This is a genomic window from Paenibacillus sp. IHB B 3084 (assembly GCF_001447315.1).
Classification (GTDB): Bacteria; Bacillota; Bacilli; order Paenibacillales; family Paenibacillaceae; genus Paenibacillus.
The window spans coordinates 3,101,484-3,127,683 of the sequence record NZ_CP013203.1 but is presented as its reverse complement, the minus strand read 5'-3'; the positions used below and the strand labels follow the sequence as shown (position 1 = coordinate 3,127,683).

Annotated in this window: 26 protein-coding genes; 10 read left to right on the top strand and 16 right to left on the bottom strand. The window is 48.2% G+C overall.

Features of this window, described 5'->3' with window-relative positions; translation table 11 throughout:
* Window positions 1-57: 57 nt before the first annotated feature.
* The 3 genes from ASL14_RS14725 to ASL14_RS14715 are packed head-to-tail and all read right to left on the bottom strand — an operon-like array spanning window position 58 to window position 1,772.
* Window positions 58-549: a DMT family transporter gene (locus tag ASL14_RS14725; protein WP_025683387.1), complete on the bottom strand. Its 492-nt coding sequence runs from the start codon at window positions 547-549 to the stop codon at window positions 58-60.
* Window positions 550-584: 35 nt separating this feature from the next.
* Window positions 585-1,289 (bottom strand): Crp/Fnr family transcriptional regulator, encoded by a 705-nt coding sequence (locus ASL14_RS14720; RefSeq protein ID WP_134912147.1) that lies wholly within the window; start codon window positions 1,287-1,289, stop codon window positions 585-587.
* A gap of 57 nt (window positions 1,290-1,346) precedes the next feature.
* On the bottom strand, window positions 1,347-1,772 hold the full coding sequence (locus ASL14_RS14715; protein WP_044646203.1) for a DMT family transporter: 426 nt from the start codon (window positions 1,770-1,772) through the stop codon (window positions 1,347-1,349).
* 375 nt (window positions 1,773-2,147) lie between these two features.
* Here ASL14_RS14715 and ASL14_RS14710 point away from each other — a divergent pair, with 375 nt between their 5' ends.
* Complete coding sequence (locus ASL14_RS14710) at window positions 2,148-3,686, top strand: phospholipase D family protein (RefSeq protein ID WP_134912146.1); 1,539 nt, start codon at window positions 2,148-2,150, stop codon at window positions 3,684-3,686.
* Between the two features lie 42 nt (window positions 3,687-3,728).
* Here the strand turns inward: ASL14_RS14710 and cls are convergent, their stop codons facing one another.
* Window positions 3,729-5,240 (bottom strand): cardiolipin synthase, encoded by a 1,512-nt coding sequence (cls, locus tag ASL14_RS14705; protein ID WP_134912145.1) that lies wholly within the window; start codon window positions 5,238-5,240, stop codon window positions 3,729-3,731.
* A 266-nt stretch (window positions 5,241-5,506) separates the two neighbouring features.
* Between cls and ASL14_RS14700 the strand changes: the two genes are divergently transcribed.
* The 4 genes from ASL14_RS14700 to ASL14_RS14685 all read left to right on the top strand — a co-directional run bounded on the left by ASL14_RS14700 (window position 5,507) and on the right by ASL14_RS14685 (window position 7,767).
* A complete protein-coding gene (locus ASL14_RS14700; protein WP_134914552.1) occupies window positions 5,507-6,100 on the top strand; it encodes a TetR/AcrR family transcriptional regulator in 594 nt (197 codons plus the stop codon).
* Window positions 6,101-6,164: 64 nt separating this feature from the next.
* On the top strand, window positions 6,165-6,506 hold the full coding sequence (locus ASL14_RS14695) for a DMT family transporter (RefSeq protein ID WP_025683393.1): 342 nt from the start codon (window positions 6,165-6,167) through the stop codon (window positions 6,504-6,506).
* Window positions 6,506-6,820, top strand: coding sequence for a DMT family transporter (locus ASL14_RS14690; RefSeq protein ID WP_025683394.1), 315 nt, complete (start codon window positions 6,506-6,508; stop codon window positions 6,818-6,820). Before ASL14_RS14695 ends, ASL14_RS14690 begins: the two co-directional genes overlap by 1 nt.
* 14 nt (window positions 6,821-6,834) lie before the next feature.
* Entirely contained in the window at window positions 6,835-7,767 is a 933-nt protein-coding gene (locus tag ASL14_RS14685) for a 1-phosphofructokinase family hexose kinase (RefSeq protein WP_134912144.1), read from the top strand.
* Between the two features lie 89 nt (window positions 7,768-7,856).
* On the opposite strand, the gene ASL14_RS14680 is transcribed toward ASL14_RS14685, so the two are convergent.
* Window positions 7,857-8,291: an Lrp/AsnC family transcriptional regulator gene (locus tag ASL14_RS14680; RefSeq protein WP_014278505.1), complete on the bottom strand. Its 435-nt coding sequence runs from the start codon at window positions 8,289-8,291 to the stop codon at window positions 7,857-7,859.
* A 159-nt stretch (window positions 8,292-8,450) separates the two neighbouring features.
* Here ASL14_RS14680 and ASL14_RS14675 point away from each other — a divergent pair, with 159 nt between their 5' ends.
* Together ASL14_RS14675 and ASL14_RS14670 are read left to right on the top strand one after the other, a co-directional pair.
* Complete coding sequence (locus tag ASL14_RS14675; protein WP_134912143.1) at window positions 8,451-8,912, top strand: VOC family protein; 462 nt, start codon at window positions 8,451-8,453, stop codon at window positions 8,910-8,912.
* A 237-nt stretch (window positions 8,913-9,149) separates the two neighbouring features.
* Entirely contained in the window at window positions 9,150-9,596 is a 447-nt protein-coding gene (locus tag ASL14_RS14670; protein ID WP_134912142.1) for a DUF3592 domain-containing protein, read from the top strand.
* Here the strand turns inward: ASL14_RS14670 and mobA are convergent.
* Entirely contained in the window at window positions 9,593-10,273 is a 681-nt protein-coding gene (gene mobA, locus ASL14_RS14665) for a molybdenum cofactor guanylyltransferase (protein WP_134912141.1), read from the bottom strand. The two genes, ASL14_RS14670 and mobA, sit on opposite strands and share 4 nt — an antisense overlap.
* A 197-nt stretch (window positions 10,274-10,470) precedes the next feature.
* Between mobA and ASL14_RS14660 the strand changes: the two genes are divergently transcribed.
* Window positions 10,471-11,694, top strand: a complete 1,224-nt coding sequence (locus tag ASL14_RS14660; RefSeq protein ID WP_134912140.1) for an MFS transporter — start codon at window positions 10,471-10,473, stop codon at window positions 11,692-11,694.
* 192 nt (window positions 11,695-11,886) lie between these two features.
* Here ASL14_RS14660 and ASL14_RS14655 read toward each other — a convergent pair whose 3' ends face one another.
* A complete protein-coding gene (locus ASL14_RS14655) occupies window positions 11,887-13,566 on the bottom strand; it encodes a glutamine--tRNA ligase/YqeY domain fusion protein (protein WP_134912139.1) in 1,680 nt (559 codons plus the stop codon).
* A gap of 208 nt (window positions 13,567-13,774) precedes the next feature.
* Between ASL14_RS14655 and ASL14_RS14650 the strand changes: the two genes are divergently transcribed.
* The gene (locus tag ASL14_RS14650) at window positions 13,775-14,500 is read left to right on the top strand and encodes a copper amine oxidase (RefSeq protein WP_134912138.1); all 726 of its coding nucleotides are present in this window, start codon (window positions 13,775-13,777) and stop codon (window positions 14,498-14,500) included.
* 84 nt (window positions 14,501-14,584) lie between these two features.
* On the top strand, window positions 14,585-15,133 hold the full coding sequence (locus ASL14_RS14645; protein WP_134912137.1) for a GNAT family N-acetyltransferase: 549 nt from the start codon (window positions 14,585-14,587) through the stop codon (window positions 15,131-15,133).
* Window positions 15,134-15,242: 109 nt separating this feature from the next.
* Here the strand turns inward: ASL14_RS14645 and ASL14_RS14640 are convergent, their stop codons facing one another.
* From ASL14_RS14640 to ASL14_RS14600, 9 genes are all read right to left on the bottom strand, one after another.
* On the bottom strand, window positions 15,243-15,737 hold the full coding sequence (locus ASL14_RS14640; protein WP_134912136.1) for a GNAT family N-acetyltransferase: 495 nt from the start codon (window positions 15,735-15,737) through the stop codon (window positions 15,243-15,245).
* A gap of 103 nt (window positions 15,738-15,840) precedes the next feature.
* Entirely contained in the window at window positions 15,841-17,094 is a 1,254-nt protein-coding gene (locus tag ASL14_RS14635; RefSeq protein WP_134912135.1) for an MFS transporter, read from the bottom strand.
* A gap of 47 nt (window positions 17,095-17,141) precedes the next feature.
* Window positions 17,142-19,274 (bottom strand): molybdopterin-containing oxidoreductase family protein, encoded by a 2,133-nt coding sequence (locus tag ASL14_RS14630; RefSeq protein ID WP_134912134.1) that lies wholly within the window; start codon window positions 19,272-19,274, stop codon window positions 17,142-17,144.
* A 359-nt stretch (window positions 19,275-19,633) separates the two neighbouring features.
* Window positions 19,634-20,482 (bottom strand): formate/nitrite transporter family protein, encoded by an 849-nt coding sequence (locus ASL14_RS14625; protein WP_134912133.1) that lies wholly within the window; start codon window positions 20,480-20,482, stop codon window positions 19,634-19,636.
* Window positions 20,483-20,868: 386 nt separating this feature from the next.
* On the bottom strand, window positions 20,869-22,230 hold the full coding sequence (locus ASL14_RS14620) for an FAD-dependent oxidoreductase (RefSeq protein ID WP_134912132.1): 1,362 nt from the start codon (window positions 22,228-22,230) through the stop codon (window positions 20,869-20,871).
* 384 nt (window positions 22,231-22,614) lie between these two features.
* Window positions 22,615-23,091 (bottom strand): glutathione peroxidase, encoded by a 477-nt coding sequence (locus ASL14_RS14615; protein WP_134912131.1) that lies wholly within the window; start codon window positions 23,089-23,091, stop codon window positions 22,615-22,617.
* A gap of 87 nt (window positions 23,092-23,178) precedes the next feature.
* Complete coding sequence (locus ASL14_RS14610; RefSeq protein WP_134912130.1) at window positions 23,179-23,979, bottom strand: hypothetical protein; 801 nt, start codon at window positions 23,977-23,979, stop codon at window positions 23,179-23,181.
* 10 nt (window positions 23,980-23,989) lie between these two features.
* The gene (locus ASL14_RS14605; protein WP_134912129.1) at window positions 23,990-24,883 is read right to left on the bottom strand and encodes an ABC transporter ATP-binding protein; all 894 of its coding nucleotides are present in this window, start codon (window positions 24,881-24,883) and stop codon (window positions 23,990-23,992) included.
* Window positions 24,884-25,114: 231 nt separating this feature from the next.
* Entirely contained in the window at window positions 25,115-26,134 is a 1,020-nt protein-coding gene (locus ASL14_RS14600) for an LLM class flavin-dependent oxidoreductase (protein ID WP_134912128.1), read from the bottom strand.
* Window positions 26,135-26,200: the final 66 nt, after the last annotated feature.

Here is a 26,200-nt window from a genome sequence, read left to right as displayed (position 1 = left end):
TATCCCAAGCAGCCATTTCATGGCTTTTGGGACAGCCCCTTCTTTAAGTAAAATCCGTCATCCCTTCATGGAATCAGGTACATGTGAAATGCTTTCCTGCTGCTCCTTCGTACGCCCGTTACCAAACTTGAATATCAGGATGCCACCGATAATGACCAGCACGCCGATCAGCTTGGTAAAGGTGAACGGAATCTTTTCCAGTCCCAGCCATCCTAACGAATCCCACAGCAAAGCAGTACCCAATTGTGCCGTTAATACGATAGATATCGCATAAGTCGGACCAAGCAGCTTCACTCCTTGTACCAGACAGAACACCACGCCAACACCAATCATCCCACTGACCCAGTACCACGGCTGCATATGTTGTAGTGTAAATGTATTTTTTCCTGCAAAAATAAGACTGCCGAGCAAGGAGGCCAGAAACCCCGTTCCCAGCACAAGTGTGGTTGTGGCCCATGAACCTGTCCGTTCGTTCACCTTATTATTGAATATCGTTTGCAGGCTAACAAAGGCTCCTGCGATTACCGCCAGTACAATTCCTAATAGCATGATTCAGCTCTCCCCTGCTAATTATTTACAAATGATTATGCTTCATAAATATTATGGCCTGCCAGTTGGTCCAAGCCTTCTCTGTCATGAATCACAATATAGCCCCGTACTCGTTCCACCAATCCATCTGCGCTCATCTTGCGAATCACACGGTTGAGATGCCTGTAGCTGGTTCCGATCAAATTCGCCACATCTACGAGACTGGATGCACGCAATTCTTCATGAAAAGAAGAAGAATCCCCTTCCTCAAAAGAAACGGATAGCAGGTAACTGGCCAGTCTGACTTCCACAGGATACATTAAGTTAAAGCTGGAAAAGTCGGAATCCATGCAAAACTTCCGGGTAACGATATCCAGCAAAAATTGCAGCATTGGAGCATAGTCTCTGCCATATTTATTCATCCATTGCTGGTGAATACCGATTACATATATAGGGGACACAGCCTCCACCGTATTGATCACGTTGCTTCTGCGAATATATTCAACATCCCCAATAACCTCAATTGGCGTTTTGAAGCAGAGAACCAGTGTTTTGCCTTCCGTTGAACTGGTATAGATCTTGACCTTGCCCTGTACCAATATGTACAGATGTTCAATGGAATCCCCTTGTGAGCACAGTTTTTCCCCTTGTTCCAAACGATGCAGTGACAAATAAGGCCGCAGCGGCTCATGTAGTATGGTTTCCAGCTGATGCAATTGTAAAAAATGCTTCAGTTGCTCTTGATCCTGAATTTCTTTCATGCTTGAGCTCACCTTCGTTTTCTACGTTCTGGGTTCCTTCTCCGAATGAAGTTCTATTTAGAGCTTCAAAATGATCACACCCGCGATCATCATGCCAATGCCTATAAATTGCGGCAGCTTCATTTTTTGCTTCACTACACCAAACCATCCGTTAATATCAACCAGAAAGGTTAGGCACAACTGGGCAATCAACAGCGCCGAGATCGTGAATGTAACTCCGATATGCTGAATAGCGGTCACTTCACTGAATATGATGATAGCTGCAAAAGCGCCACCCAAGAGATACATAGGCTTTACCTGCTTCATCTCCGCCACATTTCCATCTCGTGTGAACATCCAGATCAATGCCGCCAAAATAACACCCGTCAACTGAGTAACCGTAGCCGCCTGCCATGTACCGATATCCTGACTTATCCGTGTATTCGCCACCCCTTGCAGCGTAATACAAGCGCCTCCCAAAAAAGCAAATAAAATTCCTCTCATGAATCGTTATTCTCCCTATCTAAGTGACTTTTCTATTTATTAAAGTATAGGTTAGTCTCACCATAAAGGACATATGTCCTGAATCAACAAAAAAATCCCCTCTTCATAATAAGAGGATTAGGATATGTCCCACCTGTTCTGTGAAAATGCTCTCCGTAAATGAGAAAGGGATGGGAACCTATACTGTTATGATCTATTCCGATTCCACATAATCTATAATGGGTGCCCATTCCAACCATCCATACCTTTCCTTCCAGTCATTACGCTTCAATCCTGTACACTTGCGTTAATAACTAGACAGTATCCCATCCTAAAACTGCATGTTCCGGTACGATGAAGTGGAATGCAGCATTCAATAGAGGAGTTGACCCCCATATGGCTAAGCATGATACGCTGCATTCTGAGCCGGCATATAACCCTGTTTCCCAACAAAAGATATCTAAAAGAAAGCTATTCCAAAGGAAATCCGGGCGAACAAGCCGCGCTATTAAAATCATTATCCTGTTACTCATCCTGTGGCTGATTGCCATCATGATCTATCAGACCCATAAGCCACTGCCCCCCTTCGTTTCTTATGAAAGTCAGGAGTATTCGACCAACGAGGTAAACTTCTGGACGGATTTGACCTATCCTACCGGGGATGGAAGTACCGCACAGCACGAAGGGCAAATTTTGAACCGTATGCTTGGGATCGTTGACGAAGCCAAACAATTTATCGTCATCGACCTGTTTCTGTTCAACGATTATAAACATAAGGGCCAGCGCGTCCCCCAAGTCAGCGCACAGATGACCGAGCATCTTATTGCCAAAAAGAAGGCCAATCCTGATATGCCTATCTTTTTCATTACAGATGAAGTCAATACCAATTACAATTCATCCCCCAATCATTTGCTGGAGAATATGAAACGAGCGGGGATTCAGGTTGTGCAGACCGATGTGGACCCGCTGCGGGATTCCACGCCAAGCTATTCTGCGGTGTGGCGTACCTTTTTCCAATGGTTCGGACAGCAGGGCACAGGCTGGATTCCCAACCTGATGGCCAGTGACGGACCTGACGTTACGGCACGCTCTTATCTCAAGCTGTTAAACGTCAAGGCCAATCATCGAAAATTGGTTGCCAGCGAGCAAACAGCGCTCATTTCCACAGGGAATGTTCACGATGCGAGCGCATATCACTCCAATGTGGCGCTGGAGGTGAAGGGACCCATCATCGGGGACATTTTACAAACCGAGCAGGCGGTGCTGGACTTCTCCGGCGGAGGGCAGCTTCCTGCCTATACGCCACAAGCGGAAGCCTCTGCTCGATCGGGAAAAGACAGCTACCGGATCAAATATCTAACCGAAGGCAAGGTATACACATCGGTTCTGGATGCCATCGGGCAGACAAAGAAAGGCGATAGCATTCATATGGGCATGTTTTATTTGGCAGACCGTAAAGTGTTGAACAGCCTGCTGGATGCCTCTGCACGCGGTGTGAACATCCAATTGTTGCTGGACCCGAATCAAAACGCGTTTGGACAGGAAAAAATCGGCATTCCCAATCGTCCGGTCGCCAAAGAATTGTCCGATAAATCGGGCGAAAAAATCCAAATCCGCTGGTACAATACGACCCATGAGCAATATCATACCAAGCTGATTTATATTGCCAAGGGACAGGGAGATCACATCATTTTGGGCGGCTCCACGAATTTGACACCACGTAATTTGAACGACCTGAATCTGGAAAATGAATTGTGGGTGGCCGCTCCGGCGGACAGCAAGCTGACCCGACAGATTGCGGCCTATTTTGATACATTATGGAATAACCGGGGAGCTGAATACAGTCTGGATCTGGAGGCTTACGAGGACAAATCTACATTTTGGAAAGGTATACTATATCGTTTACAAGACATCTTGGGCTTTACCACATTTTAAAATTAGGAGGGCACTGTAGCGTGCTTACTTTATTCATTCAACTTACAGCAGTGGTGAAAGCAGCCGGGCGAGTGATTCCATCAAACGCTTGAACAGACGCTTTTTCATAAATTCCTCGTGTACGATCAGGCTGGCAGACTGCAAATCCCGCTCATAATCCGCCACCATCTGCTGTACACTATGCGTTCGGATCAACAGAGCGTTCACTTCAAAATTCAGGTGGAAGCTACGCATGTCCATATTAGCCGTTCCGATGGTCGCAACCTCCCCGTCAATAATGAGGAGCTTGGAGTGAAGGAAGCCTTTTTCATACTCATATACCTTGACCCCAACCTCCAGCAACGTTTGGAAGTACGAATGGGACGCGAGGAACGGCAGCCACTTGTCCGGTTTGGCAGGAAACAGAATCCGCACGTCCAAACCGGACAGAGCCGCCATCCGTAGCGCGGTCAAAATATCTTCATCCGGGATAAAATAAGGAGTGGCAATCCATACCGATCTGCGGGCGGATGTGATCATGGAGAAGAACAGATTTTTGAGCACTCTCCGCTCATTATCTGGGCCGCTGGCAATAATCTGCACGCCTCCGTCCGTAATTGGCTCGATTTTTGGGGACAGATATTCCTTATTCAGCACCGATTCACCCGTCATATGAAGCCAGTCCTGCAAAAATATAAGTTGCAGCGTTCGCACAGCCTCGCCCTTCACAATCATGTGCGTGTCACGCCAAAAGCCGTAGGCTTTGTTACGGCTGAGGTACTCATCCCCTACATTCAGACCGCCAATCAATCCAATATTGCCGTCGATAACCACAATTTTACGGTGATTACGGTAGTTTACCCGGCTGGAAAAGAACAAGATCCGTGCACCGCCATAAGCGACGACCTCTACCCCCGCATCCCGCATTTCCTTCAAGAAAGCCTTCGACAGTTGAATGCTGCCCACCGCATCGTACATAAACCGTACCTTGACGCCAGCTTTGGCCTTTTCGATCAAGATTTTCTGAATGCTGGTGCCGATATCATCCGACCGAAAAATGTAGTATTCCATGTGGATATGATGCTCTGCCTTGTGTAGTTCCGCCAATAGTGTGGAGAAGGTTTCATCTCCGTTGTTCAAGATTTGGGTTTCCGCCGCAAAATAAATCGGGGAACGGGCCAACCTGCGTGCCAAACGCATCAACCGCTGCTGCTCATCTGTAAAGCAGGTCAGATCGCGTTTGACGTGCATGGCATCCTTCTCAATACGGTCGTAAGCCTGCTGGTCACGCAATGCCTTTTTGTTATACTTGCGGCGTTTGAACACATTTTGCCCAAACAAAAAATAAAGAGGAAGTCCAACCACCGGCAGCAAGGCCAGCAGCAAAATCCAGGACATCGTAGTGGAGGGATTGCGATTCTCCGAAAAAATAATCAGACTGATGGAAATGACCGTCAGCGTGGAGAAAATACTGATGACCGTTCCTTCATTTCTGCCAATGTAATTAAACAAACCAAAATAATAAATAACAAAAACCATAGCCGCAATTAACACAGCCAGTAAACTTCGCCTCATAATTTACCTCATTTCCAATGTACTGCATCCTCACCAAACAGCAAGAAACAGACACTGTATATATGAACTAGATGATTCATCGCTAAAAAATAGACATCTTCATTATATTGTACATGAGCACCTTATTTCTTCCCACTTTTTTGTTAAGGTTTTAAAGAAAAAAAAAAAATCCGGGGAAAACCCGAAACAAAACCGGATAAAGCCGGGTTGACACTTACTTTTTTTCGTGCAAAAATAAACTAACGAACGTTAGGTAGGTGAAAATGATGGGAATGGAAGACATTCGAAAAGCCGCTCTTTTCCAATTTGCCGCCAATGGGTATGAGGGGGCATCCTTAAGCAATATTGCCGCTGAGGTTGGTATTCGAAAACCTTCTATATATGCGCATTTTCAAGGCAAGGAGGATCTGTTTCTACAGTTAGCGAGGTACGCTTTTCAAGAGCAGAATTTACGTATTTTTGAATACTTTTCGGAACGCAGAGATCAGTCGCTGGAGCATACACTGCATGACTTCCTGTTTTGGATGGGACAGGAATATAAGAACAACAATACAGCCAAGTTTATGCTTCGTTTTTCCTTCTTTCCGCCTGTATCTTTGTATAACGAGGTTCTGGATATTGTTAATCCTTTTCTGGAAAATATGGAGCGAAAATTAACTCGCCACCTCCGGAATGCACGAGATAGGGAACCCTTTGGACATATGGAGCCAGTGGATGTGGCTTTATCCTTCATAACACTGCTCGACGGAATCATGGTGGAACTGCTGTACAGTGGGAGCCTGAACTACCACCGAAGACTGAACGCTGCGTGGCCTATTTTTTGGCGTGGAATTACGTTAACCCCGCCTCATGAAGCGTGAAGGAACAAGAACGTAACGAGTGATTAATTTACAACTAATCTATATTTAAAGGGGAACGCTCATCATGAATCGCAGCTGGATTTATGTTTTTATTGGTGGCCTTATTGAGGTCGTATGGGTCTCGGGTCTGAAGCATGCGGATTCTGTACTCGCATGGATTGTAACCGTGCTGGCTGTAGTGGCCAGCTTTTATTTGATCATGAAGGCTGCGAACCGTTTGCCTGTGGGCACAGTATATGCTGTATTCACCGGACTGGGGACAGGGGGAACGGTCGTAGGTGAAATGCTGCTATTCGGGGAACCGTTTCAATGGTCCAAAACGCTGTTAATCGCCCTTTTGTTGGCAGGCGTGGTCGGCCTGAAGTTAGTTACCGACCGTGATGCTCAGGAAGGGAGTGGCGCATAATGGCTTGGATTGCATTGGTTATCGCGGGATGCTCGGAAGTGTTTGGAGTTATCGGTATGAAGGGAGTTACGGTGGGCAAAGGATGGAAGTCATTAGTGCTTATGGTCTTATCCTTTGTCCTTAGTTTCTCTCTACTCAGCTATGCCATGAAAAGTTTGCCTATGGGAACTTCCTATGCCGTATGGACAGGTATCGGAACGGTCGGTAGCACGATTACGGGTATGTTCTTGTACGGTGAGCAAAAAAGCGTATTGCGTGTGTTGTTTATCGCTATGATTCTTGCCGCAGCCCTAGGCTTAAAGCTAATTTCTTAAAGGAGTGATGCCTTGTGATTACCACCGTAACGCTTAACGCGGCTGTGGATAAAATCTACACGGTTGCAGGCTTCGGTATGAATGCCGTCCACCGGATCGAGGGCGGCCTGACGGTGCCGGGAGGCAAAGGCGTCAATGCCGCCCGTGTCATTCGCACGCTGGGCGAGCCTGTGCGGGCGACCGGGTTTGCCGCTGGACACACTGGGCGGCTGCTCATCGACGGGTTGAGCTCGGAAGGCGTAAGCGCCGATTTTATCGAAATGGAGCACGGGGAAACCCGTCTCGCCATTACCGTGCTCGACCCGTCCACGCGCACGCAGACCGAGCTGATCGAAAGCGGCCCGACTATCGGGCCGTCTGAACTGGCCGCGCTGCGGCGCAAAATCACGACCCTTGCCGCGGACTCGGCTTGGGTCGTGTTCTCGGGTAGCCTGCCTCCGGGCTGCCCGCCGGATCTGTACGCCGAGCTGTGCACGCTGGCGAAGGCGCGCGGTGCGCGAGTGGCGCTAGACGCGAGCGGCGAGGCCTTGCGCCTGGGGCTGCGCGGAAGGCCCGACCTCGTGAAGCCTAACGAGGACGAGGCCGCCCGCTTCGCCGGCATCGACGCCGCGCGCCCGGATGCCGCTGAAGCGGCGGCAGCGCAGCTGCTTGAGGCCGGAGCGCAGCTGGCCGTCATCTCGCTCGGCGCGCGCGGGGCGCTGGCGGTGACGCGCGATGCGCGCTACCGCGTGAGCCTGCCGAACGCGGACATTGTCAGCGCGCTCGGCAGCGGTGACGCCATGGTCGCCGGGCTGGTCACCGGCGCGGCGGCGGGGCTGGAGCTCCCGGCCATGCTACGGCAGGGAGCGGCCTGCGGCACGGCGGCGGCTTTGCACGCCATGGCCGGAAAGATTGAGCTCCAGGACGTGCAACGTCTGGAGCAGGGTATTACAGTGACGCTGTTGTAATCGGCGTCACTTTTTTTCATACAATCCAATATTCGTTTGTTCGAAGTTGCGAATGTTTGATGCTCGGAATGTCCTGTTCTCCGACTGACTTACAGCAAGACCCTGTTTTCCAGTATATTTTTCATACAAATATGCGACTTCGAAGGGCCTAATTTCACCAGTGAATCCTGAAACTCTGCAATTTCCTCTACCGACGCGGTTTGTACCTTGATGAGGTAATTAAATTCCCCGCTGATGCGAAATAAATCGGTGACCTCCTTCGCTTCTCTACAAAAATCGACCAGCTCCTGGCAATACTCTGTCTTTAATAGAATAAACGTGGTCGTCCCACGATTCAGCTCCCGTAAATTAAATACGGTGCTATACCCGGAAATAATTCCTCGTTCCTCCAGCTTCATCATTCTTTCTTTAACGGAAGGTTGAGACATCGAGATTTCTTTACTGATCTGGGAAATAGATATCCGGGCGTCATGCTGAAGCAACTGCATAATTTTGTGGTCAATATCGTCTATGTGATGATGCATATCAAGCACCTCCTGTTTTAATTTTAAAAAATAATGTTTTTTGTACGAATTAACTTTTATTTAATAACTAATATAGGCTAAAATCCTCACTTTTCATATATATGAACCTTATTATTATCCATATAATAAGGTGAACTTGTTTATAAGGGGCGATTTTGAATGAGCGTGAAGGGTCTTGCACATGTGGCGATTCAAGCCCAGGATTATCAAGCAACCATTGCATTCTATACGGAGGTATTGGGTTTTAAAAGAGGACATCATTGGAGTCTGCCGTCTTTTCAAATTCGGGAAGCTTCCATGCTCATTTCACCGGATCAAAGAACCTGTCTTGAGATTTTTGATAACGACGCAGTCATTCCTGCTCAAGGAAAAAAAGCTTCCTCCGAGGATGAAATTGCCCACGGTGCTTTGCTGCACTTCGCATTTTATGTGGATGATGTAAACGAAATATACCAAAAAGCCCTTGCTCATGGAGCAAGAACCTTTGTAGAACCGGATCAGCTCACGCTTGGTGAACCCCCTCTGGTGGTAAAAAACGCTGTGATCTACAGCACCAATGGCGAGGTTATCGAATTTATCGAGGATGTAGATTTTGATATGTCTTATTCCAACAAAAAATAGTCAGCATCGTTATAAGCTCATGATTTCAAATTTACTGAAAAGTCCGCTTCCCCAGGAAGTGGGCTTTTTCATATTTCACTTAACCCTGATCTATGATCAATCTGCAAGAATTAAAACGATTTTAATCAAGGACCGATATATTGATAAGCTACTTTTTTCACCAACATGGATGGTCACGAAATTATATTTAATATTAAGCTCGTAAAGGAGTAGATTACCATCTCAATTGATTTCAATGTGTATTGGTTTCATTTTAGCTCCGAACTGCTGATGCCGTTCTTCAGCTTGCTTGGACTGGTACTCATCTATTTTGGATTCAGAACGATCCGCCGCCATCGCTATCGCAAACGCCATTGGGTTCGTACCAAGGGGCAAATCGTGGATGCGCATATCGAAGTCGACGTTGATGTCGTTCCCTTTGACCGTGATGATCCGGTAGATACCAGCTACACCCGCCGATTGAAAGTACGCTTCTACACCTCTTCAGGTGAAGCCGTAGAATTCTGGAATCCTTATAGCACCAATCTGAGCTTCAACCGGATTGGCAGAAAGATTAACGTATTATACAATCCGGCAAATCCCCGGGATGCCCTAATCGCAGGCGGTGTAAATGGTGCAGGCTGCCTTGCCGTTATGCTGTTTCTGATCGGTGTTTTCTCGAACAAAGAGCTTGTACGTTCCTAATCCTCCTGTGTTTCCTTTAAGTTTTTCACGTTCTGCGTGTTCTGTTGTACGCTATGCTTCAACTGCTCTATAGCAAGCTGGTAATCCTGCGGATTATTCATGTTAAATGTGGCCTTATGCCATATGTCTTCACTCACCCCCGGCAAATCCTCTATCTTCGCATAACGAACGTTCAGCTTGTCTAACCAATCAGTGAGACGAAGTCGTCCACTGCGCAAACATTCCTCGGCAGACGGCAGCACACTCTGATGGTACACAGCCAGCAACGGGTGTATACGTCCGTCCACAGAAGAGATTACAGCTTGCAATGCTGGTTCTGTCGTCCCTTGCAACTCCGCCCACTTCTCAGTTACAGCGAGCAGGACATGCAGCACCTCTGGCTGTACAAAAGGCATATCACAAGCGATAACGATGCCCCACTCCGTTCCAGAAGCAGACAACCCTGCATGGATGCCGCTCAAAGGTCCCATGCCCGGGTATACATCAGGTACATTCTCCAAACCAATCGTCCCATACCCCTGCCCGTCACGAGTGACGACAATAACCCGCTCGGTCACCTGCTCTAAAGCGGCAGCCGTCCGTTCAAGCATAGTAGCTCCCTGAATCTCAAGCAGGGCCTTATCCTGTCCCATTCGACTGGAACGTCCTCCAGCGACAATAATACCAGTCACCTTCACGACCACATCCCCTTTTCTCAATGAAATAAGTTCATAAAATAACCCCGTGAACTATTGGACAAAATTTAATATTACATAATTGTTAATTTATTGGTTTGTTAACCCTTTCAACACATGATACATTGGATAGAGAACCTTCCCATAGATCGGCATCCTATGCTTTATTCTCTACCGGGCTAAGAAAGGAATGGCTTGTCTTGCAAAATAGAGAAATTCAAGAGACTCCTCTATACTCCTTAAAGCTGTACAATTTTTTTCTGTATGGAGCCATGGTCATTTTCTCCAGCTTCTTCCCGTTGTATCTGCAAGAGATCGGCATGGACAAGCTTGAGATTGGGAGCCTGATGGCGATTGGGCCTTTTGTATCGGTATTCGCAAATCCCTTCTGGGGCTATACCAGTGACCGGAGTCGTAACCTTCGGCGTATTTTACTGTTTATGATTGCAGGTACATTATTGCTGCTGCAAGCTTTATTTCATGTCCATACGTATGTCATGATTTATGTGTCGATGATTGGCTTTTATTTCTTCCAAAGTCCTTTGTTTGCCCAAAGTAACAGTCTCATTCTCAGCTACATTGAGGGCACGGACCGAAAATTCGGCTCCTTCCGCATCTGGGGCTCCTTCGGCTGGGCTGTGACGGCGGCCGTCGCCGGTCTGATCATTGACCAAACGGGAGTATCCAGCATATCCAACATCTTTACGGTGCTGCTTCTGGCTGCCCTGATCTGTACCCTGACGATTCCACCGCTGAAAAGCACTGTTGAAACGGCAACCATTCATTTGCGTGGCTTTGGCAGCATTTTAATGAACGGATACTTTATATCTTTCATTTTACTGGGGATCTTGGTATCCATTCCGAATTCGATCAACAGCGCCTTTATGTCCCTGTATATCACCGAACTGGGCGGCTCCAAGCTGATGCTGGGTTTCGCTGTCTTTATGTCATCGGTATTCGAAATCATTGTCTTTTTGCTGTTTGATCGCTTTTTGAAGAAAAAAATGACGGTTATGGTCGGCTGTCTGGCCCTCGTTAGTTTGCTGTTTGCTCTACGTTGGGAGCTAATGGCTTTGGCCACAGACCCGATTCAGATCGTGTTCATTCAGGCACTTCATTGCGTCACCTTCGGTGGTTATTTTTATGTAGGCACCCAGTTGACCGTCCTGTTCACACCGATAGCTTACCGCTCATCCGGGCAGGCCGTATATACGTTGACGTGGAGCGGGATATCTGGCATTGTAGCAGGCTTTGCAGGAGGCTGGCTGTTCCAGAATTTCGGTGGTGAAATGATGTACAACGCAGGCGTTTTCTTCGCCTTGCTCGGCTTTGCGGGATTCACCATCATGTGGTACACGCTGTACAAGAACGGTTATCAGCCCTTTCATGCCGACGACCACAAACGAGCAGAAGAAGCCCTTTAAAAACATCCGTGGGACGTGACACCCTTTTTTTCACTTGCTTGCCCGTTACGAACAGGGGAGGAAATGTCTAAATATCGCCAATTATCATTATATATAGAGCCCGTGAGCGTAAAGTAAAGGAGTCTGCCGATGGCAGACTCCTTTTTTGACTTGGTCGCACGAGGCTACCATCCGTCCCACGCTGTCCAATAACTATTGCTTGGGCAATTGGAAAGAGCTTTTCAGTGATACTACACGGTTAAATACAGGCTCACCCGGCTTGGAAAGCTTCGGATCGACACTGAAATAACCATGACGGAAAAATTGGAACTTGTCCTGCGATCGTGCTTCCTTCATATTCGGCTCGACAAAACCGTGAGCAATTTCGAGAGAGTTCGGATTCAATTGGTCAAGGAAGGTTTTTTCCGTTCCATCCTCTTCAATCGCTTCCGGGTCCTCTGCATTAATCAAAGGCTCATACAGGCGGAATTCAGCAGGAACGGCCTGAGTAGCCTCCACCCAATGGATTGTACCTTTCACTTTACGTCCGGTAAAGCCGGATCCGCTCTTGGTTTCTATATCATAGGTACAATGGATTTCCGTTACATGACCGTCGGCATCCTTAATGACATCGTTACATTTGATGAAATAAGCATGCTTGAGACGTACTTCATTGCCAGGGAACAGGCGGAAGTATTTGCTCGGCGGATTCTCCATGAAATCCTCACGCTCGATATAAATCTCACGTGAAAACGGAATTTGGCGTGTGCCCAGCTCCGGATTTTCCGTGTTGTTTTCCGCTTCCAGCATTTCAACCTGTCCTTCAGGATAGTTCGTAATGACCACCTTCAACGGATCAATGACCGCCATTGTACGAGGTGCCTGTAGCTTCAAGTCCTCACGTGCAAAATGCTCCAGCACTTGCAGGTCGATCACGCCGTAGGCTTTGGAAATACCCGTCTCATATACAAAGCTGCGGATCGCTTCCGGCGTATAGCCACGGCGGCGCAAGCCGGAAATCGTCGGCATACGCGGATCATCCCAGCCGTCTACATGCTTCTCATCTACCAGAAGCTTGAGCTTGCGTTTGCTGGTTACGGTTTGAGCCAGGTTCAGCCGTCCAAATTCATATTGGTGCGGTACCTTTTCCATCTCGCATTCAGCTACAACCCAATCGTACAGCGGCCGCTGATCCTCAAACTCCAGCGAACAGAGCGAGTGCGTTACACCCTCGATGGCATCCTCCAGCGGATGAGCGTAGGAATACATCGGGTAAATGCACCATTTATCACCCGTGTTGTGATGCTCGGTATGCGAAATACGGTAAATTACCGGATCACGCAAATTAATGTTCGGCGAAGCCATATCAATTTTGGCACGCAGCACCTTTTCACCGTTCTGGTATTTTCCTGCACGCATTTCTTCAAACAGCTTGAAATTTTCCTCCACGCTGCGGTCGCGGTATGGACTGTTTTGCCCCGGTTCGGTCAGTGTGCCACGAGTTTCGCGGATTTGATCCGCGCTTTGATCGTCCACGTAGGCCTTACCCTTCTGGATCAGCAAAACAGCGCGCTTGTACATTTCGTCAAAATAGTTGGAGGCAAAATGTTTCTCCTCCCATTCGTAACCCAGCCACTTCACGTCCTCCTGAATGGAGTTTACGTATTCCGTATCTTCCTTCGCCGGATTCGTATCGTCAAAACGCAGGTTAGTGCGTCCTCCGAATTCATCTCCCAACGAGAAATTGATCCAGATGGCTTTGGCATGTCCAATGTGTAAATATCCGTTCGGCTCCGGTGGAAAGCGTGTAACAACTTCCTTTACCTTACCAGTACGTAAGTCCTCTTCAATGACACTCTTAATAAAATTGGGGGGAGTGATCGGCTTCTCCACGCTAATCAACCTTTCTTCCGTGTAATCTGTACAAAATCTGTTCCCTTAAATATACCCTTTCACACCGCATAACTCAATAAAATGAAAAACCTTATGCCCTCTTCAGCCCAAAAAGTAACAAGTTATGAAAAAGAGTTAACATTTCTGACAAATAAATTCGTTATAGTGTATATATCTTTTATTTTACCCGGAAAAGGAGAACCCGCCTGTGTTTAAGCTACTCATCGTGATCCTGCTGTCCATGCTGTTGTCCTCCTCCGGTATGATTTCCGGTCATCCTTCACCGGACCCGGTGCCTGAACCCATACAATCTCGTCCGTTAGCCGTCGCTCCTGAAGACTCATCCGTCAAATTGTATGTTATGGAGCCTTCCCAGGGACTATTCCGTACAGCTACGCTGGAAATCGGCCAGCAGCGACGTGCATTCGCATGGTCAGGCTCGGCAGATATCGCCACCGCACCGCAGTTGTACTATACGGATGTAAACGGCGATGGTGTTCGCGAAGCGGTGGTCATACTGACCCTCGCCTCAGGCACAGGTGTCGAATTGCAGGAGCTTCATATCGTCAACGCACAGACCATGGACGAATATCCAGTTGAATCGGCGGCAGATGCTGTGTCCCGGCGCGTCCACAGCAGTGTGGAGCTGCGTGACCACAACCAACAGGTGCATATTGCAGTCAAGATTGATGGCATCACACACACGCTCGACCCAAAAGCATCTGCGTTTTACGATGATCCAGCCCATTTTACAGACCACCTCGATTTCAGCTCTGTCGTCATGTATGATGCCGAACAACGTCCTCTGCACGCCACCGTATCCGGCAGCGTATCCCCAACCGAATTTGTAGGGGATTTGGAGCTGAAGTATGTATATGAGCATGGACGGTTCCGGGTGGGACCTATTGAGTTTGCAGCTTCCTCTCCGTTTTGACGACTCTCTCAGAATAAGGTAGCATGGGATTAAATGCTAGACTGGCTGGTTTAGCGATTTTCCGAGTGAAAGAGGGGATCAATCATGTTTACATACGCGTTGGACGAACGCACAGTCCTTCGTCCGCTCACCAAAGAGCATGTGCAGCCTCTGTTTGAGCTGATCGAAATGTCCCGTGACCGCCTGCGTCAGTGGCTTCCATGGGTGGATTCCACCACGGAAATCAGCCACACAGAGCAGTTTGTGCAAAGCGCCTTGAAGCAAGCCGCAGAGAACGGGAGCGTGACCGCAGGAATCTGGCTGGATAATGAGTTGGCTGGCATCATCAGCTACCATGAAATCAATTGGACTCACCGTTCGGTCAGTATTGGATACTGGCTTGGACACGGTTACGAAGGACAAGGTCTCATGACCAGCGCATGCCGCGTTTTCATCGAATATGCGCTGATTGAGCTGGACCTGCACCGGATCGAAATCCGTTGCGCCACCACCAACCGCCGTAGCCGGGGTATCCCGGAACGTCTGGGCTTCGTGCTCGAAGGCATTATCCGCGAAGCGGAACTGCTGCCCGACGGCTATATGAACCATGCTGTGTACGGCATGCTCCAGAGCGAGTGGAAACAGCTTCGGTAACCTTGCACCATAAAACAGCGCCGCAACCCGTTTAGGGTCTGCGGCGCTGTTCCTTATGAACGGCTTATAGAAGGCTTATAAGAAGCTGATTGCGCTGTAGAATCCATGTCTATTTCAAGAAAGAAGCCATTAACACATCGTCCACGAATTGGCCCGCTATGTAAAACTCCTCATGCAAACGTCCTTCAATCGAGAATCCGCATTTTTCATAAAACATAAGGGCCTCCGTGTTGCACGAGAGTACCCGCAAGCTTAATTTGCGAATGCCCTCAGCGGCTGCAATATCCTTCATGGCACTCATAAGCGCTGTCCCAATACCTTTGCGGTGATAGGCTGGGTGCACGGCTATATTTATTTCCAACACATGACAATTACTTGCCAACAGCGTTGGAGAACGAAATCCGATATAACCGCAGAGCACTCCCTGTTCGATAGCGACCAGTTGAGAGCCCGGAGGCGTATTGCGCAAAAACTCCCCACGCGACTTCCATGACAGCGAGGCGGGGGCCGTTCGTTCATTCCATACCAATTCATCCAGCGCAATCAGATCAGGAGCATCCTTCATCTCCGAATGACGTATCGTCAGGGGTTGACTTGTAAGCAATTTCTTTCAATCCTTCCTGTGAAGGCATTCCTGAAGTATAGGCAGCAACCATTCGTCATTTATTGTACCATAATCACGGGCTTGTCACAGTCTTTATTAGGACTTAAGAACTGGAAACGTCTGCCTTGGACGTAGTAGTCTCAAAAGCATCCTCTTCACAGCGGGAACGGTTCAATCCGCTATGCAGAATAAAGAACAGGATGGACAAAACCGCCACGCCCGCTGCCAGCCAAAGTGTGGGTGGAAGACCTCCGCCATCATATAGCCTCCCCATAATATAAGGCCCCATCACCCGTCCGGCAGCGCCAATCCCCCCGACTAACCCGATGTAAAAGGGTGCTCCCCGACCTCCGTGGTCGGACAAAAATGCCGGAACCGCTGGTGCGATCAGCATCTCTCCCAGGGTTGCCAAAACCATGGCGAATATCATCCCCGTATAGTTCTGTGTGCCTAGCATGACGATATAGGCTACCAAATAAAATCCTCCGGCCCACGTCATTTGAGCCGAAGCATGCCGGGCATAAAGACGCTTGAGCCAGAAAATAATCGGCTGTGCAACAAAAATAAGCACACCGTTCAGTGTCCATAACAGCCCGTACATCGTTTTAGGTAAGCCCTGCTCAATAATATACGGGGACACTCCCGTATTCCAGATCGAATTACCGAACCATAAAAAGAGCGAGCCCAATCCGACGAAGAGATACAGCCTGGTATCACGGAAGAGCAGCCGTGCTGGTATTTCCTCTGTACTTTTCTTCACAGACTTGCTGAGCTGAACTTCCCCCTCTTCCCGATCTACCCTGCTCAGATAGGACCAGAAAAATCCGGCAAATACCGCAGAGGTAATCCCGTTCATGACAAAGCTGAGCTGATAGGAGAGATCGGCCAGAACGCCGCTCAGTCCCGTTCCCAAAGCTACCCCTATATTATTGGCAACATAGATAATGTTGAACAGCTCTCCACGGCGGTCAGCAAAGCGAAAACCTACAAATGCCTGAATCGCGGGCACAGATACGACATTAAAAAAGCCGATAAAGCCCATCATAATAACAAACGCAATCCAGTGACCGCTGGTAAACGGAAGCGTGAGAAGTCCCAACGCGTTCATTGCCAGCGAGCCGACAATCAGTTTTTTGGCCCCAATGCGGTGATAAAGGGCTCCTCCTAACACCTGACCAAAAATTCCGCCCAGAGACTGCACCAAAATCGCAATCCCCGCATCTCCCATACTGCGGTGCAGCTCGTCAAACACATACATGCTAACCAACGGCCACATTAGAGAGCTTCCGGCGGAATTAATCAGGCTGGCGACGAGAAACACTTTCACTTCTTTCGGATAAGAATCCAACCATTTCATATATTTTGTTTCTCCTTTAGCATCGGACACCATAACAACACATTATTTCATTGGCGCTTCACATTCACCACCGTTGAAAAGAAAGTAGCTCCCCGGCCCATATCCGATAACCGATCAGAGGTCAACGCATTAGCACGCTGTCTGCGTCCTTTACCTTCCCACCATAACCCTTGGCTAATTACTGTACCGGGCAGCATCAGACCCGTGACTTTGGCTTTCAGCTCATACGTTCCCCGGTCGTTCCATACCGTAACCGGATCACCGTCCGCGATGTCTCTTGCCTGAGCATCCTCCGGATGAATTTGCAGCAAAGGCTCCCGTTCCAGCCGCTGATGCTTGGGTAAATTTGCAAACGTGGAATTCAGAAAATTATGATTCGGCGGCGAAATAAACATCAGCGGAAACCGCGTGTCCGCTTGCGGTCGATGCTCTCCGTCGTATCCTTCAATCAGCGGCACATACGAAGGCATCGCGGGTAAACCCGCTTGCTTCATCTTTTCTGAATACAGCTCAATCTTGCCCGAAGGCGTAGTCAGACGATCCAGATAGGTAGCCTTCGGCGTCATGTCCAGTTTGACAAAAGGTGACTTTTTCAAGGCTTCCAAAGTCACACCGTTGAGATAAGGATTTGTCGGGTTATCAAGTGCACCCGCGATCATGTCCTCTTCGCTTTCCGTGAAAGCAGCCTCGTCAAAGCCCATAGCCTGTCCGAGCAGGCTAAACAGCTCATAGTTGCTTTTGCTTTCCCCAAGTGGAGCAATGACCGGCTCCTGCATCTGGATATAATGATGCCAATACGATTTATACAGGTCTGTGCCTTCAAAAGAAGACGCCGCAGGCAGTACAATATCTGCATAGCGGGCCGTATCGGTAAGGAACAGGTCGTGAACGACCGTGAACAGATCCTCCCGTTCAAACCCCTGCGTCACCCGATCGGCATCCGGTGCTACGATAACCGGATTGCTGCAGTACACGAGCAGCGCCTTGATCGGCTCGTCCTTCTGTAGCAGCGCTTCGCCGATTTGGTTCATGTTGATCACCCGGGCATCCGGGTTCTTACGCAGATCAGGACGTGCCAGATTGGCGCCGTTGAATTTGCCGTAAGCGCCGTTGGAACGCGATGCTCCCCCGCCGTGCTTCAGCCATTGCCCGGTGAGCGCAGGCAAGCATGTAACCGCGCGTACATTCATACCGCCATTATCGTGATGCTGAAGTCCGTTGCCAATGTTGATATACGCCGCTCGCGCCTGCCCGTACATCTCCGCCAGACGGATAATATCTGCTTCCGGCACGCCTGTAATGCGTGAGACCCGCTGCGGGGTATATGCCTTCACATGCTCGCGCAGTTCCTCATGACCGACCGTATAGCGACGCAAAAATTCATCGTCCGTCAGCCCTTGCTGGAACAGTACGTGCATGACACCCAGCGCGAGCGCGGTATCTGTTCCCGGGTATAGCGGAATGAACCAATCCGCCCATTGCGCTGTCCGGTTACGGTGAACATCAATGACAATTACCTTGGCACCTTTTTTACGTGCCTTCTCAGCCAATACCACCTGATGCATATTGGTGCTGATGACATTTCCTCCCCATACAATAATGAGGTCAGCATCCTCTGTATCCTCCGGACTGGTGCCGCCCTTAAAACCCATGACGGATGCCCAGCCTTCATTCCCAGCCACGCTACAAATCGTCTGGTCCAGTTGGCTTGAACCCAGCGCATTAAAAAAACGGCGATCCATCCCATCCACACTCAACACGCCCATATTGCCATAATAGCTGTAGGGGAGAATAGATTCCGGGCCGTCCGTGCGAATCAGTTCCTTGAAGCGGCCTGTAATGGTATCGACTGCCTCCTCCCAGCTAATTCGTTCGAACTTCCCTTGCCCCTTGGGACCTACACGCTTTAACGGATAGAGCAGCCGCTCGGGGTCATACACTCGCTCCGTCATATTGCGAACTTTGTTGCAAATGGCCCCTTTTGTAATGGGATGATCCGGATTACCGGTCACCTTGACGATCTTTCCGTCTTCCTTGTGGAGCAGGAGCCCGCACGTATCCGGGCAATCCAGCGGACATACAGCCGGAAAAACACCGTCCGTGCGCTCCGTCATTTGCTGCCCTCTTTGCAAGTCTTGCTGAAGCACAGCCTCAGGAGGCGCGCTGTTACGATGATCCATGTTGTTGATGCTCCTTTCCGTTACTGTTTCCAAAAATTACACTGTTCTTATCATATATACAGCTATGTCCTATGGCAAGAGAAGGATTTTGCCAACCCAAATCCGTCCAAAAAATCAAAAAAATCCGCTTGCTGCTCACAGCAAAACGGATTTCTAATATTCTATATTATATTTTGATCATACCTGTTTCATTATTGAATGCCAAGGGTAAAAGAGATCAAGGCATTATGGACGAGAGCACACTCATCCTCCATGCCAAATCATGGACCACTCCCAAAAAAATCCGCCATGACAGGTTTCGTTCCCCCGGACCTGCCATGGCGGATTTGCTTTGTTCCCATTTTCTAAGCTTAGCTTAATCAGGCATGGTCACTCAACGGAGTTGTTGCAGTAGACGAGGGTGCCTGAGATGATTCATTCACAGGATGCACAGCGGTATGAGGCTTTTTCAAATACGCCAACCAGTAAGCCCCAGCTACAAACAGGCTTCCTCCCACCAAATTCCCCAGCCAAACTGGAATGAAGTTCATAATATAATCTGTCCATGAAAAATGACCTGCGAAAATAGCCGCCGGAATAAGAAACATGTTGGCAACAACGTGCTGGAATCCGATAGCTACAAAGGACATTGTCGGGAACCAGATCCCTATAATTTTGCCGCCGATCGAATCCGTACTATACGCCAACCATACAGCTAGCGCTACCAGCCAGTTACATCCAATACCGGATATAAACGATTGCAAAAAGCTTTCATGCAGCTTGTGTCCCGCCATATCCACCACTTTGTCCAAATAAGGTCCTGTCTCGGTTAGACCCAGCACATGACCAAAGAAAAAGGCAACAAACAACGCACCCGCAAAATTACTTAGCGTAATAATCGCCAAATTACGGAACATCGCCCCAGTCTTGATCCGTCCTGCCCATCTCGCCAGTGGCACAGCCATCATATTACCAGTCAGCAATTCTCCGCCGCCGATCAATACCAATACCAGACCTACAGGGAAAACGGCTGCTCCAATAAAGGTAGCGATACTTCCCCATTCTTTGGGTGCGCTTGCGATAACACGTATATCCAGCAAAAAACCCAGCGCAATAAATGCACCTGCCAAAAATCCCAATACCACCGCCACAGTCCATGGATTGTTCGCTTTGGCCACTCCTGTTTCTACCGTCTTTTCGGCTATTTGCCCCGGTTTATAACTTGCCATATATTTCGCTCCTTTAACATCTTTTCACTCGAATGTTCTCTCTCATATTTTATTTAAAATCAGTGATTTTGTTTGTGAAAAAAATCACTTTATTAAATATTAAAAAAACAGCCCTTGGGTAAAGGACTGTTTTTCATGTATTATTACGTCTACTGCGCTACTATGCGCTTTATATTTAGTTGTATTCTTCCTTTTCAACTGCTCTCAAGAACCAAATAACTCCACCGAGGCCTCCCAGCGCCACGACTACAAGAAAAAGGATATAAAACAAACCCATAAGCTACTTACCCCCTAATCCTTATGCTACTCTATATTGTACTATAAGGATTCGTCCATACGTCTCAGATTGTTGACAAACTTATGAACAATGTCACAGACAAAATGAATTATACGGTAACTGGCTTCCGTTCAGACATTGGCGGCAAGGCTTGCAAACCGGCTGCATTCAGGAAATTCCAAGGCTTGTTATAATGCGGCTGGAAGAAGAAATCGACAAAGGCCAATTGATCAATGGTCATATGATTTTGAATGGCTACGGATAGCGTGTTAATGGATTGCGTCAAATCCACCTTCGACATAATTTGTGCCCCAACAATTCTCCGTGTCTCCTGCTCATATACAACTTTCAGCAGTACCTTTTCGGAGGTTGGCATAAATTCAGGTCTGTAGCTGTCCTCAATGGTAACAGCCTCTACAGCCATACCTTCGTCCGTTGCTGCCGCTTCTGTCATACCTGTTCCTGCAATATTATCTTCATAAATTTTAATACCCGAGGTTCCCTGTGTTCCCATATAAGCAATGGTCGGTTGTACCAAATTGCGTGCCACCAGCGTACCCATACGAACAGCATTGGTTGCCAATGGAATATAAGCTGCTTTACCTGTCGGGTTGTAGTGGATTGCACAGCTATCACCTGCAGCAAATACGTCCGGGCAACTGCTTTGCATATAATTGTTCACAATGATCGCGCCGTTGGGCAGCATGTCTACCTGACCTTTAAGCAGATCCGTTTGAGGACGGAAGCCGATACAGAGAATAACAAGCTCTGTTTCATATTCTCCTTTAGATGTCACCACTTTATTCACCTTACCGTTACTTCCTTCAAAACGGCTCACTGTTTCTCCCAGCACCAGCTTGATGCCATGCTTCTTCAAGGAATTTTCAATCCGGTCAGTATATTCCGGGTCCAAATATTTATTCAAAATACGATCAGCGCTGTCAATCAGCGTTACGTTCTTGCCGTTCATTTGAAAAGCTTCCACCAGCTCAACACCGATATATCCGGCACCGACAACCGTAATGTTCTGTACATGCTTGGCTTTCTCAATGATGTCATTGGAATGATTATAGTTTTTGCAGAGCAAGATATGATCAAGCTCAATACCTTCCAACTTCGGAATAATAGGCCACGAGCCCGTAGTTACAATTAATTTATCAAAGGTGTCCGTAAATTCTTCTCCTGTTTGGAGATTGCGTGCTTGCAGCGTTTTGCCTGCTGTATCGACATTCGTTACCTCATGAAGCATCTTGGTCACGACACCCAGCTCAGCCAGTTCATTCGGGGAAGAATAAAACAATCCGTGCGGATCTTTGACGACACCACCTACGTACAGTGCAATACCACAAGATAAAAACGAAATATTGTCATTACGCTCGTAAACGGTAATTTCGGCATCTGGATAACATTTGGCTGTGTTGACGATGGCTGCCGTACCTGCGTGTGTACATCCGATAACTGCTACTTTCATGTTAAATTCCTCCTTGGTGTGTGGGCATACAATGTATAATAATTGTGAATTTTTTCACGTAACGGCGTTGTTGATTGTGATTTATTTCACTTCATGCGCTTATTATAATGTGACATTTTTCACATTGCAATAGCTTTCTATGATATTCACAATTTGTCCACATTTTTAAAGTCAGGAAGATACAAAGTCAGCCGTTTGCTGAAACGACTTTGCTTCATTCAGTTTTTCCCGTACGGGGCTTGATTATGCCTTTTATCAGGCTTCCAAATGCTACTGCAACGATCAACCGAATGTGAAATGCAGACAACAAAAAAGGCCGAACCCCGGAAAAACACCGGAAATTCAACCTTATCTAAACGCATATTTCTGATGAAGCAGAAGCTATTATAGCAATTGCTCGATGGCCGCTTTCATGGCCTCTGGCGATTCCTTGGGTTCAAAGCGATCCACAGGCACACCTTCACGATTCACAATGAATTTCGTAAAATTCCATTGAATCGTACCGTCTTCCTGCTCTCCAGGCTGCTGCTTTTTCAAATATTCAAACAGAGGTGCTGTATCCGGGCCGTTAACGTCCACTTTAGCGAATACCGGGAAACTAACCCCGTAATTCAGTTGGCAAAATTCAGCCGCTTCCTCGCTGCTGCCCGGCTCCTGACCGCCGAATTGGTTACAAGGAAAGCCTAATACAACCAGTCCCCGATCCTTATATTGATCATATAGCTTTTGCAAATCCCCATATTGCGGGGTAAGTCCGCATTTGCTTGCGGTATTTGCGATGACCAGCACCTTACCGGTGTAGGTATCCAGAGGAACCTCCTGATTCGCTGGTGTTACGGCATGATGTGAATAGACAGACATATAGCATCCTCCTTTGTTTCGCTTGGTTTAAGTTTCATCACCTATTTTACCCAAAACGAAACGGACATGCCAACATCCCTCGATACTTTAGCGGGACGCTGCCACTTCGAGTCTGCGTTCTTCACGTTCTGAAGCGGACATCCTCGGACACGCAAAACAATACCGCTGGCCTCCACCTGTCTTGTAATATTGGCAGCAGGACGGTTTCATATATGCCTTCTCACCGGGACGGTAAGGGTTATCCAGCTCAACAAGACGAACCGTAAACGGGTTTCTTTTACGCCCGAATACCTCTCCCTCCAGCTCCCGCGTCACATAATAATAATCTTGTTCAAAATGCTCCACATCCTGTGGATCGGTCAGCGATGGCTGTACTCTATCCTTAAAATACAGCAAAGTCAGCGGAAATTGTCCCCACATCTGTCCAACAGATGCGTCTCCAGCCGCAGCCATCGCCTCCAGTATCGGTCTGATCTGCAAGCTGTAAAAGTCACGCAACGCCTGTTGCGCCTGCCCGGATGAATGATGCTCGTCCTGCCTGATGTTGTCCAGCTCAGTTGTGTCGATGACCTGAAAGCTGATGGCGGGATATTTCCCTTGATAACAAATATGAAATCTGAGATTGGAAACCGACAGATCGAGACGGCGTTCACACAAAGACACCATAAAATGCTGAGCAAACACAAGACCACGCAACTGGTTCACAAAATAAACGGCTGTGGTCAAGCCGTCTTCCGCACGCAGCAACTCACCATAATACTCCATCACAGAGCCAAGCTTATCCGGTTCAAGCCATTCTGCCACAGGCCCGGAGTATACCGCATCTTCTGGTGTGTCTGTCACTATTCGCGCCAATTGCTCAAGCTGATCATAATCCAGTGGTTTCATTAGGTCTCCTTTATCCTCTTGCCGCTACCTGTGGTCTGGCTTCACGCCGCTCGGAAACGGAGCCTACTAATTGATTCTCTTCCAGTTTCAATCCCTTTACGGCTTGGCTTACTGCTGGTTGTCCGGCCAAAGCATATGGAAGACACAGCGGTACACCCGTACGAGGATCTGTTACGATATCCGCTTCAATACCGAACACCTCGCGCAGCACGTCAGGGGACATGACCTCGGTTGGCGTTCCTACAGCCTCTGCCTTCCCTTTTTTGATCGCGATCATATGCTGGGCGTACCGGGCTGCATGGTTCAAATCATGCACGACCATGACAATGGTACGTTCGGCCGAAGTGTTCAAATATTCTAGCAAATGCAGCACTTCCAATTGATGCGCCATATCCAAAAAGGTAGTCGGCTCATCCAAAAACAAAATATCCGTATCCTGCGCAAGCGCCATGGCAATCCATGCACGCTGGCGCTGCCCGCCAGAAAGCTGGTCGATTGGGCGGTCGTGGAACTCGCTCATTCCTGTCACCTGAATGGCCCACTCTACCATTTTGCGATCATCTGCTTTCATGGAGCCAAAGCCTTTTTGATAAGGAAAACGTCCGTAAGATACCAGTTCCGTCACAGTCAATCCTTCTGGTGCAGTCGGATTTTGCGGCAAAATAGCCAGCTGCTTCGCTACCTCCCGGGTGGATTGCTTATGAATGGATTTACCGTCGAGCAGAACGCTGCCGCCTTTAGGATTCATAATGCGAGCCATCGTTTTCAGAATAGTGGACTTGCCGGAGCCATTTGCGCCCACCAATGCTGTGATTTTCCCTTGCGGTATTTCAACGTTCAGATCCTCCACAATCAACCGATCTTCATAAGCAATATCCAGATTAGCCGTTTTCAGACGAAACATTCGGAATCATTCCTTTCCCTTATCTAATATATAGTCACGGGCTTAACGCACGTTATTCATCAAAACTTCATCCTATCTTTATATAATAAAGATATTGATAATCATTATCAAGTGTTGATTGGCGCATTTCACTTTAGCATACGAATCATTTCACGGAAAATGACCCCGAAAATTCACAAAAAAGACCACAGCTCCTCAAAGCTGTGATCTTCTAATATCCGGCAGACAACATCAAGACTGTATAGAACGCAGCCCAAATGCTTCAGCCATGAGACGTATGGATTTCAACTTGGCGTCAAAATCGTGAATAATGCTTGCGACCATGATTTCCTGTGTATGATAAGCCTCACTCAATTGCTCAATTTGGTGCTTCACCTGCTCAGGCGAACCCACCACCATACGCTTGCGATTCTCGCGGATGCGCATCCGGTCATATGGCGTATACGGATACGCCAATGCCTTTTCTACGGAAGGTGTACCAGCGGAGCGCATTCCCTGCTCCAGTAACACCAGAGACAGGTCCATACTGGAAGCCAATCGGTTGGCTTCCTCTTCGGTATCCGCACAAATAGCAAATACGGCGACAAGTGAACGTGGACGGTCACTATGCTGCGAAGGCTTAAAATGCTCCTGATACTCCTTCATGGCTCCTGTGCCGCCTTCGCCGTTGATGAACTGCGCAAATGCAAAACCCACGCCGCGTTCGGCTGCAAGCCCTGCACTGTCGCCGCTGGAGCCGAGCAGCCACATTTCCGGCGCGGTTTCTACGAGCGGCATCGCCTGTAACGAGCCAAAGCGATGCTCACTGCCTGTACTGTCATGCAGATAGGCCAGCAGATCATCCAGTTGCTCAGGGTACAGATCAACCCCGCCCCTGATTTTGCCCTCCTGCAAGGCTCTGGTGGCGGTTGGCATTCCTCCCGGCGCCCGTCCCAAACCCAAATCTATACGCTCCGGGTATAACCCTTCCAACACACGAAAGTTTTCCGCTACTTTATAAGCGCTGTAATGCGGCAGCATCACACCGCCCGAGCCGACGCGAATGCTCGATGTACGAGCCGCCAGATGCGAAATTAATACCTCCGGGCTAGAGCCTGCAAGATTGGAGGCCGAATGATGCTCAGACACCCAGAAACGGTGATAACCCAAGCGTTCCGCCTCTATAGCAAGCTCGGCGGTCTTTTGTAACGCTTGCGCATGCGTCATGCCTTCCGATACCGGAGATTGGTCAAGAATGCTGAGTTTTATCATTTAAAGTCTGACCTTTCTGTTTGGGAATAGGAATAGGCATTAATTATAGCACGTAAAGCCACAGTT

What these genes read in the sequence shown, in the direction of transcription:
- ASL14_RS14605 (WP_134912129.1), bottom strand. Translation starts at nt 24,883, where the DNA reads ATGTTTCGTCTGAAAACGGCTAATCTGGATATTGCTTATGAAGATCGG.
- ASL14_RS14720 (WP_134912147.1), bottom strand. Translation starts at nt 1,289, where the DNA reads ATGAAAGAAATTCAGGATCAAGAGCAACTGAAGCATTTTTTACAATTG.
- ASL14_RS14630 (WP_134912134.1), bottom strand. Translation starts at nt 19,274, where the DNA reads ATGGATCATCGTAACAGCGCGCCTCCTGAGGCTGTGCTTCAGCAAGAC.
- ASL14_RS14615 (WP_134912131.1), bottom strand. Translation starts at nt 23,091, where the DNA reads ATGTCTGTCTATTCACATCATGCCGTAACACCAGCGAATCAGGAGGTT.
- ASL14_RS14635 (WP_134912135.1), bottom strand. Translation starts at nt 17,094, where the DNA reads ATGAAATGGTTGGATTCTTATCCGAAAGAAGTGAAAGTGTTTCTCGTC.
- ASL14_RS14610 (WP_134912130.1), bottom strand. Translation starts at nt 23,979, where the DNA reads ATGAAACCACTGGATTATGATCAGCTTGAGCAATTGGCGCGAATAGTG.
- ASL14_RS14715 (WP_044646203.1), bottom strand. Translation starts at nt 1,772, where the DNA reads ATGAGAGGAATTTTATTTGCTTTTTTGGGAGGCGCTTGTATTACGCTG.
- cls (WP_134912145.1), bottom strand. Translation starts at nt 5,240, where the DNA reads ATGAGGCGAAGTTTACTGGCTGTGTTAATTGCGGCTATGGTTTTTGTT.
- ASL14_RS14625 (WP_134912133.1), bottom strand. Translation starts at nt 20,482, where the DNA reads ATGGCAAGTTATAAACCGGGGCAAATAGCCGAAAAGACGGTAGAAACA.
- ASL14_RS14700 (WP_134914552.1), top strand. Translation starts at nt 5,507, where the DNA reads ATGGGAATGGAAGACATTCGAAAAGCCGCTCTTTTCCAATTTGCCGCC.
- ASL14_RS14690 (WP_025683394.1), top strand. Translation starts at nt 6,506, where the DNA reads ATGGCTTGGATTGCATTGGTTATCGCGGGATGCTCGGAAGTGTTTGGA.
- ASL14_RS14725 (WP_025683387.1), bottom strand. Translation starts at nt 549, where the DNA reads ATGCTATTAGGAATTGTACTGGCGGTAATCGCAGGAGCCTTTGTTAGC.
- ASL14_RS14710 (WP_134912146.1), top strand. Translation starts at nt 2,148, where the DNA reads ATGGCTAAGCATGATACGCTGCATTCTGAGCCGGCATATAACCCTGTT.
- ASL14_RS14620 (WP_134912132.1), bottom strand. Translation starts at nt 22,230, where the DNA reads ATGAAAGTAGCAGTTATCGGATGTACACACGCAGGTACGGCAGCCATC.
- ASL14_RS14680 (WP_014278505.1), bottom strand. Translation starts at nt 8,291, where the DNA reads ATGCATCATCACATAGACGATATTGACCACAAAATTATGCAGTTGCTT.
- ASL14_RS14695 (WP_025683393.1), top strand. Translation starts at nt 6,165, where the DNA reads ATGAATCGCAGCTGGATTTATGTTTTTATTGGTGGCCTTATTGAGGTC.
- ASL14_RS14645 (WP_134912137.1), top strand. Translation starts at nt 14,585, where the DNA reads ATGTTTACATACGCGTTGGACGAACGCACAGTCCTTCGTCCGCTCACC.
- ASL14_RS14600 (WP_134912128.1), bottom strand. Translation starts at nt 26,134, where the DNA reads ATGATAAAACTCAGCATTCTTGACCAATCTCCGGTATCGGAAGGCATG.
- ASL14_RS14675 (WP_134912143.1), top strand. Translation starts at nt 8,451, where the DNA reads ATGAGCGTGAAGGGTCTTGCACATGTGGCGATTCAAGCCCAGGATTAT.